This is a genomic window from Shinella sp. HZN7 (assembly GCF_001652565.1).
Classification (GTDB): Bacteria; Pseudomonadota; Alphaproteobacteria; order Rhizobiales; family Rhizobiaceae; genus Shinella; species Shinella granuli.
Genome location: NZ_CP015736.1, coordinates 4,394,570 through 4,408,106, shown reverse-complemented (window position 1 = coordinate 4,408,106; position 13,537 = coordinate 4,394,570). Strand labels below are relative to the sequence as shown.

The window sequence follows — 13,537 nt, the reverse complement described above, 5'->3', positions numbered from 1 at the left end:
CCCGTCCCGTCACTTGTAGATGAAGCCGATGGAGCCGTGGTAGTTACCCGCCGGCACGGCTTGTTCCTTGCGGCCGTAGATCTTGTTCACCTTGCCGAGGAAGAAGCTCGCCGCATCGTTGGTCGCATTGAAATTGTCGTCCGGACGCTGGAGCGCGGTGCGCGCGACGGGCCGCACGAGATAGGGCGTGGCGATGATGACCATTTCCGTCTCGTTGCGCACGAAGTCCTTGGAGCGGAACAGCGTGCCGAAGATCGGGATCTTCGACAGGCCCGGCAGGCCGGAGACGGCCTGGCGGATATCGTCCTTGACGAGGCCGGCGATGACGATCGATCCGCCCGACGGCAGCTCGACGCTCGTCGTGGCCTCGCGGCGCCGGATGCCGAGCACCGTCATGCCGGGAATGGTATTGAGGCCGCCATAGGTCGCCGATCCTTCGAAGGTCGGTTCGGAGACCTCCGTCTCGACGCGCAGGCTGATGCGGCCGGGCGACAGCACGACCGGGCGGAAATTCAGCCGGATGCCGTATTCGACCTGGGAAATGCTGCGGGTGACCGTCGGCGTTTCCCCGTCGTCGCCGCCATCGATCGTCTGCTCGGTCGGAAGGCGGAAATCGCCGCCGACATAGAAGCGGGCCTCTTCGCCGGAAATCGCCGTCAGGCTCGGTTCGGCAAGGGTCCGCATCACGCCGGCCTGTTCCATGGCGCTCATGCTGCTGGCAAGGGCGAGGCCGCCGATCGTGCCGGAGGCGACGCCGTTGGAGACCCAGTCCGCAGCCCCGCCGAGATTGGTCGGGTTGCGGAAGGAGATGCCTGCATTCGACCCCTGCGCGGAGCCGTTGAAGCCGAGTTGCTTGAGCACCTGGCGGCTGACTTCCGCCACGGTGATCTTCAGCGTCACCTGGTCCTCGCCGTCGATCTTGAGCATGTTGACGACCTGGGAGCGCTGGCGCACTTCGCCGAAGATCGCCGCATCGCCGTTGTTGCCCTGGGCCGTGATGTTGCGGGTCGTCGCCTCACCGCCTCGCAGGAAGATTCCCGCGATCTCCTCGGCTCGCTTGGCGTCCTGCGGGGTGCGCACGGTGCCGTTCAGCACGATGTTGTCCGACATGATCTCGACCTGGATGTCGGAGTCGGGAATGAAGCGGCGCAGGTTCGCCTGGAGCCCGTCGATGTCGCGCTCGACCGTGAGGTCGATGCTGACGATCTCCTCGCCGCCCGGCCCGAAGATGAAGATGTTGGTCTGGCCCACTTCCTTGCCGAAGAGGTAGATGCGGCGCGAGGTGCGGGTGACCGCGTCCGCCTTGCCCGGATCGGCGACGAGGATATCGTGCGCATCGGTCGGCAGGTCCACCACGATCGCCTTGTTGAGGCCGAGCTTGACCGCCTTGCGGGCGCCGGGGCCGCTGTCGTTGATGCGGATGACGGAAGCGGTCGCCGCTTCGGCGACAAGCGCCGGCGTGCCGTTGAACACGACCTCCGGCAGGCCGGACAGCGCCAGGCAGACGCTGAGCCCGCCGGCAACAGAAGCCCGAAAAGTCCTTGTGATTCCAAACACGGGTCAGCTCCTGGTCACTTCTGGGCTGCGGGCGCGCCGCCGTTTACGATTTCGCCGGTCTTGATCACCTGGATGATCGGCATGCCGTCGCCGCCGCTGAGAAGGTAGTCGGCCGCGCCGGTATCGGCTTCCTGGGCATCCGCGATGCTGCGCAGCGCCAGCGACAGGCGCTCGGCCATCTGCTGGGCGACGGCGATCACCTTCGTCTGGTCGGGCGTGAGTTCCAGCGTCGCGGTGGTGCCGACGGCGGATTTCGAGCCGTCCTCGTTTTCCTGGATCTGCTGGTCGATGGCGAGCACGCGCACGTTCGACAGCACGGTCTCGGTTATGTAGGAGCCTTCCGGGCTCTTGCGCACCATGATGACATCGACGCGGTCGTTCGGCAGGATGAAGCCGCCGGCGCCCGTGGCGACCGAGATTTCCGTCGCGACCGCCCGTTTGCCCGATGGCAGCAGCGACGACATGATGCGGTTGCTCGCGTCGGCGATCTTCTCCTGGCGGATCGGTTCGCCGTTGAAGATCGGCATGCGGGCGATGGCGCCGTTGAGGCTCTCCATCGCATCCGGCCGGCTCTGCTCGGTGATGAACCCCTCGACGACCGAGCCTTCCGGCCAGGCCGCCCAGGCGATCGTTTCCGGATTGAGGCGCGCGCCGACCGGCAGGCTTTCCCTGGCGACCAGCACCCTGACGGTCGGCTCGCGCTCGACGACGGCTTCGGTCTGAACGGGCGCGCGCCCGCCGGCGACCTTCAGGGCCAGAAGCCCTGCGACGCCGGCCGAAACGACGGCCACTGCCAGAATGATGATTCGCGCCGGTCTCATGTGGTTTCCCTGGGGCTGCGGACTTTCCTATCCGCCCACATTGACCGGCAATGGTGTAATTATGGTTAATAAGCGCCTTACGCGCATGGTTAATGCGAGGCTAACGGCGCAAGGATCGCGAACAGGCATCAACCCCGGCGCTTCAACCGGGGCTGGCAGGACGACCATGAAAACGAGTTTGGCAGCAGCCGCTCAACCGAGCGCCGCGAACATCAGCGGCGAGGACGGATAGGCGAGGAAGGCGCCGATGCCGATCGCGATGCCATAGGGCACCTTCCTGGCCTTGAGCAGGTGATCGGGAACGGGCAGGCCCGAGGCGAGGATCAGGTTCGTGTTGGCGCGCAGGGCAAGGATCGCGATGGTCAGCAGTCCGCCGAAGAAGGACACGTAGACCAGGTATTCGATGAGGGAAAAGCTCATGCCGAACCAGACCGCGCTGGCGGTCAGGAGCTTGGCGTCGCCCCCGCCCATGACATTGAGGGCGAAGAGCGCGAAACAGACGGAGAAGACGAGAAGGCCGGCGGCAAGATGCATGGCGATCTCCGTCAGGCCGAGGCCCGCCAGCGGCGCCACGACGACGAAGGCGGCAAGAAGGATCGCCGAGACCCGGTTGGGGATGAGCATCGTCAGGAAATCGGAGCAGGCCGCGACCGCAAGGCAGAGCGGGAAAACCACGAAGATGATGGCCTGGGTCATGATGCTCTCCATTTCGGCGAAGAATGCCCGCGATCCGTTTGGAAAAGGATAATGCCGGAAAACAGAAAGCCGCCTAAGAGGCGGCTTTCCAAATACGGAGATTGGTTTTCCGCCGGTGATTACTTGTTCACTTCGGTGGTCAGCTTGGTGCCCAGCGTGGTAAACGTCTCGTTCAGCGAGTTGCCGAGGGCGGTTGCGCCGGTGATGAGGGCAACGGAAATCAGGGCGGCGATCAGGCCGTATTCGATGGCGGTGGCGCCCGATTCGTCCTTCATAAGGCGAGCGAAAATCTTGGTCATGGTATTCTCCTAGCTCCACGATTGTTGGTTCAGCACGTCCGCCAACTGTTTCCGTTGTTCGGATGGTTGCAACCTACAGGCAAGCCATTTCCATCGACTTAAGGAAATCGGTTAACGGAACCTTGCCAATCGCCTGCCGGATTTATGGTGAGCATTCGGTTAATCCCCCTACGCGCGCGTATTTTCCCTTTGTTTGGCCCGCTTGAAGGGTGATGCACGCCAAATCGGCGGCGGATAAATCTACAAGGCTAGCGAGTGGCTTAAGGCTTCGTTCACCATTCGCAGCGATGCTGTTGGTGTTTTATCGCAGGGATGACTGTTTATGGGACGCGACTGGATCTTCGCTGCGGAAGCCGCAAAGCTTGCAATAGCCGCTTTTGTCGTGGCGGCGACGGCGTCTTCCGCCCTTGCCGACGAGCCACTGATGCGCGTCTACATGGACCACGCCCGCGTGCTCAAGCTCGATCGCCCCGTCAGCAAGGTGATCATCGGCAATGCCGATGTCGCCGATGCGACCGTGGCCGATGCCCAGACGATCGTGCTGACCGGCCGCAACTTCGGAACCACCAACCTGGTCCTGCTCGATGCGGACGGCAACGCCATCGTCGACGAACGCATCCTCGTGTCGATCGACGAGGGCAACACGGTGCGTGTCTTCCGGCAGACGGACCGCTCGGTCCTCTCCTGCACGCCCAATTGCGAAGAGCACGCCGCCCGCAACAGGAACGGAGGCTGACGCCTCGTCCCGCTTCGGGCGTCCGAATGCGGGAAACCGTTCAACTCCTCCGCATTACGCATACGAAATATAAACGGTCTGCGGCCTATTCTCGCCCGTGTCCAGCATTTGGGAACGGATCGCGATGTCGCTCGATCATGATGCACCTGTCCGCCGAAGGCCGAAGAAGGGCCTGTTCGGCCGCTTCCTTGCCCGGCGTGACGGCGCGACGGCCATCGAGATCGCGCTTCTCAGCCTGCCCTTCTTCATGATCGTCTTCGCTTCCCTTGAGACCTTCATCGCCTTTTCCGCCGAGCAGCTTCTCGCCAACGCCACAGAAACCATGGCGCGCAAGATCAGGACGGGCGAAATCCGCTCCTCGGGCAACTCTACCCAAGACGAGGAGACGTTCCGCAAGGCTTTCTGCGACGAGATCGCCATCCTGATGCCCTGCTCGCCCAAGGAGATCAAAAAGGCGGACAAGCTGTTCCTCGACGTCAGGAGCTTCGCGAAGTTCTCCGACATCCCGAAGACCACCCCGCTTACCGGCAGCGATCTCGACCCGTCTTCCTTCAAGATCGCCCCCGGCGGCAAGCGGACCATCAACATCGTGCGGGCCTACTATCGCTGGGACATCGTGACGGACCTCGTCCGCCCCTATGTCTCCAACATCCGCGCGGCCGACGGTTCCCGGCAGAACTACCTGATGATCGCGACGGCCGTCGTCCAGAACGAGGACTATCCGTGATGCGCAAGGTCCTTTCCCCTCCGGACGTCCTCAAGGGCTGGCAGGCCACCGGGCGCGGCATGCTGCTGCGGCTGCGCCGTTTCGTCGAGGATCGCCGCGGCGTCGGCGCCATCGAATTCGCCATCGTCGCGCCGCTGCTGATGATGGCCTATGTGAGTGCCTTCGAGGTCACCGTCGCCATCACCGCCTCGCGCAAGGTCAGCCGCGCTTCGGCCACCATTTCCGACCTCCTGACGCAAAGCAATACGACCAACAAGGCGACGCTCGACACGATGAAGAACGTCGTCGCCAAGATCGTGGCGCCGTTCCCCGTCAACAGCGCCTATACGCTGAAGATCACCGGTGTCGCCGTTGCCGCCGACGGCAAGGCGACGGTCGCCTGGTCGCGCGACCAGGCCGGAAACGCCCCCTATGCCAAGAACAGCGTGGTCACGCTGCCGAGCGACATGGGCAACATGGAGACCTTCATCGTGCGCACGGAACTGTCCGTGCCCTATTCGATCCTGCTGCTCGCCCCGAACCTTGATTCGAATCTCAACAAGATCAAGCTCGGAAGGACGAGCTATTTCCGCCTGCGCGTCGGCAAGAAGATCGACTGCTCCGACTGCTGAGCGCACCGCAAGGCCTGCCGATTTCGCTTGAACCGCGCACGAGCCCCGTGTCATGTCTGGCAGTTCATCCGTCCGCCCGGCAGGCCGGATGCGGACAGACGGCAGGTGATCCATGGCGCGAGCCTTTCTCTTCGTTCTCGATTCCTTCGGCATCGGCGGCGGTCCGGATGCCGCCGCCTTCGGCGATCTCGGCGCCGACACGCTCGGCCACATCGCCGAGTTCTGCGCGTCGGGCGTCGCCGACCGGCCGGGTCTTCGCCAGGGACCGCTGAAGCTTCCCAACATGTCGGCGCTCGGCCTGCTGCATGCCGCCCGCGCCGCGACCGGCCGCTTCCCGCAGGGCATGGACGTGCCGCAGCGCGTCTTCGGCTATCACGGCGCCGCCAGCGAGGTCTCCAACGGCAAGGACACGCCCTCCGGCCACTGGGAGATCGCCGGCACGCCCGTCAGCTTCGACTGGGGCTACTTTCCGGCGGAAGGCGACGCCTTCGAGCCGGAGCTGGTGAAGGCCATCACGATGGCTGGCAAGGTGCCGGGCATCCTCGGCAACTGCCATGCCTCCGGCACCGACATCATCGCCCGCCACGGCCTCGACCATATGCGCAGCGGAAAGCCGATCTGCTACACCTCCTCCGATTCCGTCTTCCAGGTCGCCGCGCACGAGCGCGCCTTCGGCCTCGACCGGCTGCTCGCCTTCTGCGAAACGGTGCGACAGATCCTCGACGAGCGGCCGGGCGGGCGCATCGGCCGGGTCATCGCCCGGCCCTTCGTCGGCGAGACGCCGGAGACCTTCGAGCGCACCGGCAACCGCCGCGACTATTCCGTGCTGCCGCCGGAACCGACCCTGCTCGACCGGCTGACGGAGGCCGGACGAACCGTGCATGCCGTCGGCAAGATCGGCGACATCTTCGCCCACCAGGGCATCGGCCGGCTCACCAAGGCGAACGGCAACATGGCACTGTTCGACGCGACGCTCCGCGTCATGGACGAAGCAGCGGACGGCGATCTCGTCTTCACCAACTTCGTCGATTTCGACATGCTCTACGGCCACCGCCGCGATGTCGCGGGCTACGCCGCCGCGCTGGAAGCCTTCGACCGCCGCCTGCCGGAGGTGGACCGCAAGCTGAAGCAAGGCGACATCGTCATCCTCACCGCCGACCATGGCTGCGACCCGACCTGGCGCGGCACGGACCATACGCGCGAGCGCGTGCCGATCATGAGCTTCGGCCCGGGCCTGCGCTCGCGCCTGCTTCAAACCCGCAGCACCTTCGCCGACATCGGCGAAAGCGTCGCACGCCATCTCGGCATTGCGCCGGGCCCGCATGGAAGGAGCTTTCTGTGACGAAACCCATGCCCAAGGCGGAGCTGCACTGCCATATCGAAGGCGCGACCCCGCCGGCCCTCGCCCTTTCCCAGGCGAAGCGCTACGGCATCGACACCTCCGCCTTCATCCGCGACGGCGCATATGCCTGGCAGGATTTCACCAGCTTCGTCGCAAGCTACGATGCGACAGCGAACCTCTTCCGCACGGAGGAGGACTATGCCCTGCTCGCCGAGACCTATCTCACCGGGATCGCCGAAGCCGGTGCCGTCTACAGCGAGCTGATCGTCTCGCCCGACCAGGGGGACGCCGTCGGCATCGGCGCCGATGCCTATATAAGCGGCCTTGCCGAGGGCGCCGGGCGGGCCCGGGCGAGGACCGGCATCGAGACGCGCTTCCTCATCGTCGGCATCCGCCATTTCGGCCCGGAACGGGTGGTGAAGGCGGCGGAATATGCCGCCCGCCGGCCGCATCCGCTGATTTCGGGCTTCAACCTTGCCGGCGAGGAGCGCATGCACCGCGTCGCCGATTTCACCCGCGCCTTCGACATCGCCCGCGATGCCGGCCTCGGCATCACCATCCATGCCGGCGAGCTTTCGGGCGCCTTCAGCGTGCGCGATGCGCTCGACCATGTCCGCCCCTCGCGCATCAGCCACGGCGTGCGCGCCATCGAGGACGGCGACCTTGTGAAGCGGCTGGCGGACGAGGGCGTGGTGCTGGAGGTCTGCCCCGGCTCGAATATCGCGCTGAAGGTCTTCCCGGACTTCGAGCATCACCCGCTGCGCGCCCTTCACGAGGCCGGCGTGCGCGTGACGCTCAATTCCGACGACCCGCCGTTCTTCCACACCTCGCTCGCCCGGGAATACGAAATCGCCTCCTCCGTCATGGGCTTCAGCGACGCGGCGCTGCTCGGCATGACGCGGACCGCGATCGAGGCTGCCTTCGTCGACGAACCGACGCGCCAGGGGCTGCTTTCGCGGCTTTGACGGGCAAGCCGGCTGGGGATGTTGCCGGCCGGGCGCGCTCCACTCTTGCGGCCTTGCGCCGTTCCGTGGAAAAAGAGGCGTTTACTCATTTTCGGAAGGTTGGCCATGGACGGCGTCACAGTCATCGATCACCCGCTCGTGCAGCACAAGCTGACCATCATGCGCAAGAAGGAGACCTCGACGGGGAGTTTCCGCCGCCTCCTGCGCGAGATTTCCACCCTGCTCTGCTACGAGGTCACGCGCGACCTGGAGCTGACCACCGCGCGCATCGAGACGCCGCTGGAGGAGATCGACGCACCGGTGCTCGAAGGCAAGAAGCTTGTCTTCGCCTCGATCCTGCGCGCCGGCAACGGACTGCTCGAAGGCATGCTGGAACTGGTGCCGTCCGCCCGCGTCTCCCATATCGGCGTCTACCGCGACCACGAGACGCTGGAGGCGGTCGAGTATTTCTTCAAGGCGCCCGACAGCATCGACGAGCGCCTCGTCATCGTCGTCGACCCGATGCTGGCGACGGGAAATTCGGCGATTGCCGCCATCGACACGCTGAAGAGCCGCGGGGCGACGAACATCCGCTTCCTCTGCCTGCTCGCCGCGCCGGAGGGCATCCGGAGTTTCCGCGCGCACCATCCGGACGTGCCGGTCTACACCGCCTCCATCGACCGCCAGCTCAACGAGAAGGGCTATATCGTGCCCGGCCTCGGCGATGCCGGCGACCGCATGTACGGCACGAAGTGAGCGGCTGACCGGACAGGGCCTCTGCCCTCTCCTCCGTCATGGTCGGGCTTGACCCGACCATCCACGCCACACCCGCCGCATGGATCCTCGGGTCAAGCCCGAGGATGACTTGAGGGGGCGAGGGTGCTCGCAAAAGCATTTAACGCGCCATTTACCAAACCAATCGAAGATCGTGGAGAGGGGCGCCGTCGAGCGCCCCTTTTGCCGTCCGTTAGCCGGATGCGTGCTATTTCGGGACAGATCCTCCCGGAGACTGTCCCATGTTCGTTCGCAGCCTTGTCTTTCTCGTCGGTTCCGTTGTCGCGGCCGCGGCCTTCGTGCCCGGCGTTGCGACCCGTTATCTCGACGCGACCGCCAAGGCACCCGAGACGAAAGTGGAGAAGGCAGCCGTGGAGACCGGCAAGGCCGCGGCACGCTATACCGGCAACCGCAGCGCCGTCATCAGCGCCGATCCGAACGGCCATTTCACCGGCCTCTTCGCCATCAACGGCCGCAAGGAGGAGGGCCTGGTCGATACCGGCGCCAGCATGGTCGCCATCAACATCTCGACGGCGCAGCGCCTCGGCATCGCCAAGGCGGACCTCGATTTCCGCTATGCCGTCGACACGGCGAACGGCAAGGCGCGCGCCGCCTATATCCGCCTTAACCGCGTCGAGATCGGCCCGGTGCGCATGGAGAATGTCGGTGCCATGGTGCTCGACGACAAGGCGCTGTCGAGCACGCTGATCGGCATGAGCTTCCTGAAGGGGCTGTCGTCCTACCGCGTCGAGGGCGGCAAGCTGCACCTCACCCGCTGATGCGCGACAGGATGTCCGGCGAGGGCAAGGGGGCCTCCGGCGCGATCCGGTAGAGCCCGGCAAGCCGCGCCGCGCCATGCGCCGCGCTCTCCGCATCCGCCGCATGCACGCGGCCGATCTCCTCGCCCTTCTCCACCGTCGCGCCGAGCGGCAGCAGCCGGTCGAAACCGACGCGATGGTCGATCCCGTCGTCCGGGCGGCTGCGCCCGCCACCGAGCGCGATGACGGCAAGGCCGAGCCCACGCGTGTCGCAGGCGGCAAGATAGCCGGAATGCGGCGCGATGACCGGCCGGATGACAGGGGCCGGCGCAAGATAGGCGTCCGGCCGCTCCATGAGGTCGGCCGGGCCGCCGAGCGCCTGCACCATGCGCCCGAACGTCTCGGCCGCCGCGCCGCTGGAAAGGGCCGTGGCGGCACGGCCTTCGGCGGCGGCGATATCCTTGTCCAGTCCCGACAGAACCAGCATTTCCGCCGCGAAGGCGAGCACGATCCGCTCCAGGCGCGTCCCGGTTTTCCCGCCCTTCAGGAAGGCGATGCAGTTGGCAATCTCGACGGTATTGCCGGCGGCATCGGCGAGCGGCTGGTTCATGTCGGTGATGAGGGCGGCGGTCGTGACCCCGGCCCCGTTCGCGACCGCGACCAGCGAGCGGGCCAGCGTCTCCGCCTCGCCCGTCTCCGCCATGAAGGCGCCGTTGCCGACCTTCACGTCGAGCACCAGCGACCGGAGGCCGGCGGCAAGCTTCTTGGAGAGGATGGAGGCGGTGATCAGCGGCACCGAGTCGACCGTCGCCGTGACGTCGCGGATGGCATAGAGGCGCTTGTCGGCCGGCGCGAGGTCCGCCGTCTGGCCGATGATGGCGCAGCCGACCTCCCGGACCGTGCGGCGGAAGCGCTCGGCAGAGGGCATGATCGTGTAGCCGGGGATCGATTCCAGCTTGTCGAGCGTGCCACCGGTATGGCCGAGCCCGCGGCCGGAGATCATCGGCACGGCAAGCCCGCAGGCCGCCGCGATCGGCGCCAGCATGAGGGAGACATTGTCGCCCACCCCGCCGGTCGAATGCTTGTCGGCAATCGGCCGGTCGATGTCCGACCAGTCGAGCACATCGCCCGAATCGCGCATGGCGAGCGTCAGCGCGACGGTCTCCTCGCGTGCCATGCCGTTGAACCAGACCGCCATGGCGAAGGCCGCCACCTGCCCTTCCGAGACGCTGCCATCCGTGAGGCCGGCGATGAAGCGGGCGATCTCCTCGGCGGTGAGGGGCTCGCCGTTCCGCTTGCGGCGGATCGTCTCCTGCGGGAGCATGCTAGTAGCTCGCGGGCGGTGGCGGCGCGGACTGGCCGCCGAGCACGGAGAGGATGTCGCCGAGAAGGCCGGAGGCGCCGAAGCGGAAGGTTTGCGGCGTCGCCCAGCCTTCGCCGAGGATCGAGGCGGCGAGCGCCAGATACTCGCCGGCATCGGCGACCGTGCGCACGCCGCCGGCCGGCTTGAAGCCGACCGGCTTGCCGCTGTCCCTGATCGCCGTCAGCATGATCTCGGCGGCCGGCAGGGTCGCATTGACGGACACTTTTCCGGTCGAGGTCTTGATGAAGTCGCTGCCGGCGGCAATGGCGAGATCCGACGCCTTGCGGATGAGCGCCGCATCCTTGATCTCGCCGGTTTCCAGGATGGTCTTGAGACGCACCGGCGGCGTGCAGGCGGCCTTGACCGCCGCCACCATCTCGCTCACCGCCGCCGCGTTGCCGGCGAGGAAGGCGCGGTAGGGGATGACGAGGTCGATCTCGTCAGCGCCATCGGCGATCGCCTGCTGCGTCTCCGCCAGCACGTCCTCGACCGTAAGGTCGCCTGAAGGGAAGTTGACGACGGTCGCGATCTTCACCGCGTGGCCCGCGCCGAGGATATCCCGCGCCTGCGCCACGAAGCGCGGCCAGATGCAGATGGCGGCCGTGTTTCCGAAACGCGTCTGCGCCTGGGCGCAGAGCGTGTCGATGGCGGCAGCATCGCAGGTGTCGGTGAGGTCGGTCAGGTCGAGCAGCGAGAGCGCCTTTTGCGCGGTGGCCTTGATGCTGTCCTCATGCATGGTCTTCGTCTCCGCCCGCGATCATTTCGGCAAGGATCGCGGCAAGCCGCTTCCCGCCGATCGGGGCCATGTCCTTGGTTTCGTGATGGCTGAGTTCGCCGCCCGTCATGCCGGCACCGAAATTGGTGATGACCGAGGCGGCGGCGACCTTCAGGCCGAGATGGCGGGCGATCAGCACTTCCGGCACGGTCGACATGCCGACGGCATCGGCGCCGAGGACGCGCGCCATGCGGATCTCCGCCGGCGTTTCGAAATTCGGGCCCGAGAACCACATATAGACGCCCGACGACAGCGGGATGTCCAGTTTCCCGGCCGCCCTGTCCATGCGCGCGGCAAGGTCCGCGTCATAGGCATTGGTCATGCCGACGAAGCGGTCGTCGCTGTCGATGCCGATCAGCGGATTGGCGCCGGAAAAATTGATATGGTCGGAAATGCGCATCACCGAGCCGGGCGGCATGTCCTCGCGCAGCGAGCCTGCCGAATTGGTGAGGATCAGCGACGTGACGCCGAGCCCCTTCAGCACCTCGATGGGCGGGCGCATGGCATTGGCGTCGCCGCGCTCGTAATAGTGCACGCGGCCGGACAGCATGATGACCGGCACGGTGCCGAGCGTGCCGATGACCATTTCGCCGGCATGGCCGGAGACGGAACTGACGGGAAAGCTCGGCAGGTCCGAATAGGGTATGCGCAGCGGGTTCTCGACGGCCTCGACAAGCGCGCCGAGGCCGGAGCCGAGCACGATGCCGTAGCGCGGCAGCACGCCGCCGAGGCGAGCGCGAAGGAGCTCTGTCGTTTCCGCGCTCATCCGATCACATCCGTCGCAAAACCGTGCGGCAGCAATTCTTCCATGGTCATGGTCTTCTTCACCCCGGTCTCGTCGCACAGGTAGATCGGCGTCCCGGCAGTGGCGAATTCCGCGATCTTCTGCCGGCAGCCGCCGCAGGGCGGGCAGAGCGGCAGCTTCTCGGCGATGACGGCCATTTCGACGATCTTCCTGTTGCCGGCCATGATCATGTGGCTGATCGCGGTCGGCTCGGCGCACCAGCCCTGCGGGAAGGACAGGTTCTCGATATTGGCGCCGGCATAGATCTTGCCGTCCTCGGCGCGGATCGCCGCGCCGACGGGGAATTTCGAATAGGGCGCATGCGCGAAGGCCATCGCGGCGCGCGCCGCCTCGAAGAGGTCGTGGGACATTTTCAGCGCTCCTTGACGTAGGGCACGCCGCCGGCCTTCGGCGGAATGGCCTTGCCGATGAAGCCTGCAAGCAGGATCACCGTCAGGATATAGGGCAGCGCCTGCATGAACTGTACCGGCACCCTGCCGATCAGCGGGAAGGCGTAGCCCTGGTAGCGGATGGCGAAGGCATCGAGGAAGCCGAAGAGCAGGCAGGCGAAGAGGATGTTCTTCGGCCGCCACTTGGCGAAGATGAGGGCCGCGAGCGCGATATAGCCCTTGCCCGCCGTCATGCCCTTGGTGAAGCCGGCATTGGCCGAAAGCGAAAGGTAGGCGCCGGCAATGCCGCACAGGATGCCGCAGCAGATGACGGCGCGGTAGCGCAGCCAGATCACGGAAATGCCGGCGGTATCGACCGCGCCGGGGTTCTCGCCGACGGCGCGAAGGCGAAGACCGAAGCGCGTGCGGTAGAGAATCCACCAGCTTGCTGGCACCATCAGGAAGGCGAGATAGGTCAGCGGCGAATGGCCGGAGAGCAGGCCCGAATAGAGCGGACCGAGGATCGGCACCTCGCGCACCGCATCGGCAAACGGCAGCGTGATCCGCCCGAAGCGGCCATCCTCCGTCAGCGCCGGCGTGCGCCCGCCCTGGCGGAACCAGGCCTCGCCGAGGATGACCGTGGAGCCGGCGACGACGAAGTTGATGGCGACGCCGGAGACGATCTGGCTGCCGCGCTGGGTGATCGAGGCATAGCCGTGCACCAGCGAGAGCAGCACCGAGACGAGCACGGCGGCGAAAAGCCCCATCATCACGGATTGGCTGATATAGGCGACGCAGCCGGCCGCGAAGGCCGCGCCCAGCATCTTGCCTTCGAGGCCGATGTCGAAGACGCCGGCCCGTTCGGTGAAGAGGCCGGCAAGCGCGGCAAGGATCAGCGGCGTCGAGAGGCGGACGGTCGACTGGGCCAGCTCGATGAAGACCTGAAAGAAATCCATTGATA

16 protein-coding genes are annotated in these 13,537 nt (G+C 66.0%); 7 read left to right on the top strand and 9 right to left on the bottom strand.

Annotation, left to right across the window (positions count from 1 at the left end; all coding sequences use genetic code 11):
• Positions 1–9: 9 nt before the first annotated feature.
• From shn_RS21095 to shn_RS21080, 4 genes are all read right to left on the bottom strand, one after another.
• Positions 10–1,557, bottom strand: coding sequence for a type II and III secretion system protein family protein (locus shn_RS21095; protein ID WP_064332149.1), 1,548 nt, complete (start codon positions 1,555–1,557; stop codon positions 10–12).
• Positions 1,558–1,571: 14 nt separating this feature from the next.
• A complete protein-coding gene (gene cpaB / locus shn_RS21090) occupies positions 1,572–2,378 on the bottom strand; it encodes a Flp pilus assembly protein CpaB (protein ID WP_064332148.1) in 807 nt (268 codons plus the stop codon).
• 192 nt (positions 2,379–2,570) lie between these two features.
• On the bottom strand, positions 2,571–3,074 hold the full coding sequence (locus tag shn_RS21085; RefSeq protein ID WP_064332147.1) for a prepilin peptidase: 504 nt from the start codon (positions 3,072–3,074) through the stop codon (positions 2,571–2,573).
• 119 nt (positions 3,075–3,193) lie between these two features.
• Complete coding sequence (locus tag shn_RS21080) at positions 3,194–3,373, bottom strand: Flp family type IVb pilin (RefSeq protein WP_064332146.1); 180 nt, start codon at positions 3,371–3,373, stop codon at positions 3,194–3,196.
• 322 nt (positions 3,374–3,695) lie between these two features.
• Here shn_RS21080 and shn_RS21075 point away from each other — a divergent pair, with 322 nt between their 5' ends.
• The 7 genes from shn_RS21075 to shn_RS21045 all read left to right on the top strand — a co-directional run bounded on the left by shn_RS21075 (position 3,696) and on the right by shn_RS21045 (position 9,286).
• Complete coding sequence (locus shn_RS21075) at positions 3,696–4,109, top strand: pilus assembly protein N-terminal domain-containing protein (protein WP_064332145.1); 414 nt, start codon at positions 3,696–3,698, stop codon at positions 4,107–4,109.
• Positions 4,110–4,233: 124 nt separating this feature from the next.
• A complete protein-coding gene (locus shn_RS21070; protein ID WP_064332144.1) occupies positions 4,234–4,836 on the top strand; it encodes a TadE/TadG family type IV pilus assembly protein in 603 nt (200 codons plus the stop codon).
• A complete protein-coding gene (locus shn_RS21065; protein ID WP_245337334.1) occupies positions 4,836–5,447 on the top strand; it encodes a TadE/TadG family type IV pilus assembly protein in 612 nt (203 codons plus the stop codon). The genes shn_RS21070 and shn_RS21065 overlap by 1 nt, the downstream gene beginning before the upstream one ends.
• A gap of 112 nt (positions 5,448–5,559) precedes the next feature.
• A complete protein-coding gene (locus shn_RS21060) occupies positions 5,560–6,789 on the top strand; it encodes a phosphopentomutase (RefSeq protein WP_064332143.1) in 1,230 nt (409 codons plus the stop codon).
• A gap of 8 nt (positions 6,790–6,797) precedes the next feature.
• The gene (locus shn_RS21055; RefSeq protein WP_371328611.1) at positions 6,798–7,754 is read left to right on the top strand and encodes an adenosine deaminase; all 957 of its coding nucleotides are present in this window, start codon (positions 6,798–6,800) and stop codon (positions 7,752–7,754) included.
• A gap of 105 nt (positions 7,755–7,859) precedes the next feature.
• On the top strand, positions 7,860–8,489 hold the full coding sequence (gene upp / locus shn_RS21050; RefSeq protein ID WP_064332141.1) for a uracil phosphoribosyltransferase: 630 nt from the start codon (positions 7,860–7,862) through the stop codon (positions 8,487–8,489).
• Positions 8,490–8,749: 260 nt separating this feature from the next.
• Positions 8,750–9,286, top strand: coding sequence for a TIGR02281 family clan AA aspartic protease (locus shn_RS21045; protein WP_064332140.1), 537 nt, complete (start codon positions 8,750–8,752; stop codon positions 9,284–9,286).
• Here shn_RS21045 and deoA read toward each other — a convergent pair.
• Genes deoA through shn_RS21020 form a run of 5 tightly spaced genes read right to left on the bottom strand, consistent with a single transcriptional unit; the run spans position 9,276 to position 13,532 of the window.
• Positions 9,276–10,589, bottom strand: coding sequence for a thymidine phosphorylase (gene deoA, locus shn_RS21040; protein ID WP_064332139.1), 1,314 nt, complete (start codon positions 10,587–10,589; stop codon positions 9,276–9,278). The genes shn_RS21045 and deoA overlap by 11 nt on opposite strands.
• Position 10,590: 1 nt before the next feature.
• Complete coding sequence (gene deoC / locus shn_RS21035; protein ID WP_064332138.1) at positions 10,591–11,364, bottom strand: deoxyribose-phosphate aldolase; 774 nt, start codon at positions 11,362–11,364, stop codon at positions 10,591–10,593.
• Positions 11,357–12,169 carry a purine-nucleoside phosphorylase gene (locus tag shn_RS21030; RefSeq protein ID WP_064332137.1) on the bottom strand — a complete coding sequence of 271 codons (813 nt, stop codon included), beginning with the start codon at positions 12,167–12,169 and terminating at the stop codon, positions 11,357–11,359. Before shn_RS21030 ends, deoC begins: the two co-directional genes overlap by 8 nt.
• The gene (locus shn_RS21025; RefSeq protein WP_064332136.1) at positions 12,166–12,558 is read right to left on the bottom strand and encodes a cytidine deaminase; all 393 of its coding nucleotides are present in this window, start codon (positions 12,556–12,558) and stop codon (positions 12,166–12,168) included. The genes shn_RS21030 and shn_RS21025 overlap by 4 nt, the downstream gene beginning before the upstream one ends.
• A gap of 2 nt (positions 12,559–12,560) precedes the next feature.
• A complete protein-coding gene (locus shn_RS21020) occupies positions 12,561–13,532 on the bottom strand; it encodes an ABC transporter permease (protein WP_064332135.1) in 972 nt (323 codons plus the stop codon).
• Between the last annotated feature and the right edge of the window lie 5 nt (positions 13,533–13,537).

What these genes read in the sequence shown, in the direction of transcription:
- shn_RS21060 (WP_064332143.1), top strand. Translation starts at nt 5,560, where the DNA reads ATGGCGCGAGCCTTTCTCTTCGTTCTCGATTCCTTCGGCATCGGCGGC.
- shn_RS21075 (WP_064332145.1), top strand. Translation starts at nt 3,696, where the DNA reads ATGGGACGCGACTGGATCTTCGCTGCGGAAGCCGCAAAGCTTGCAATA.
- shn_RS21080 (WP_064332146.1), bottom strand. Translation starts at nt 3,373, where the DNA reads ATGACCAAGATTTTCGCTCGCCTTATGAAGGACGAATCGGGCGCCACC.
- upp (WP_064332141.1), top strand. Translation starts at nt 7,860, where the DNA reads ATGGACGGCGTCACAGTCATCGATCACCCGCTCGTGCAGCACAAGCTG.
- shn_RS21065 (WP_245337334.1), top strand. Translation starts at nt 4,836, where the DNA reads ATGCGCAAGGTCCTTTCCCCTCCGGACGTCCTCAAGGGCTGGCAGGCC.
- deoA (WP_064332139.1), bottom strand. Translation starts at nt 10,589, where the DNA reads ATGCTCCCGCAGGAGACGATCCGCCGCAAGCGGAACGGCGAGCCCCTC.
- deoC (WP_064332138.1), bottom strand. Translation starts at nt 11,364, where the DNA reads ATGCATGAGGACAGCATCAAGGCCACCGCGCAAAAGGCGCTCTCGCTG.
- shn_RS21020 (WP_064332135.1), bottom strand. Translation starts at nt 13,532, where the DNA reads ATGGATTTCTTTCAGGTCTTCATCGAGCTGGCCCAGTCGACCGTCCGC.
- shn_RS21085 (WP_064332147.1), bottom strand. Translation starts at nt 3,074, where the DNA reads ATGACCCAGGCCATCATCTTCGTGGTTTTCCCGCTCTGCCTTGCGGTC.
- shn_RS21070 (WP_064332144.1), top strand. Translation starts at nt 4,234, where the DNA reads ATGTCGCTCGATCATGATGCACCTGTCCGCCGAAGGCCGAAGAAGGGC.
- cpaB (WP_064332148.1), bottom strand. Translation starts at nt 2,378, where the DNA reads ATGAGACCGGCGCGAATCATCATTCTGGCAGTGGCCGTCGTTTCGGCC.
- shn_RS21030 (WP_064332137.1), bottom strand. Translation starts at nt 12,169, where the DNA reads ATGAGCGCGGAAACGACAGAGCTCCTTCGCGCTCGCCTCGGCGGCGTG.
- shn_RS21045 (WP_064332140.1), top strand. Translation starts at nt 8,750, where the DNA reads ATGTTCGTTCGCAGCCTTGTCTTTCTCGTCGGTTCCGTTGTCGCGGCC.
- shn_RS21025 (WP_064332136.1), bottom strand. Translation starts at nt 12,558, where the DNA reads ATGTCCCACGACCTCTTCGAGGCGGCGCGCGCCGCGATGGCCTTCGCG.
- shn_RS21055 (WP_371328611.1), top strand. Translation starts at nt 6,798, where the DNA reads ATGCCCAAGGCGGAGCTGCACTGCCATATCGAAGGCGCGACCCCGCCG.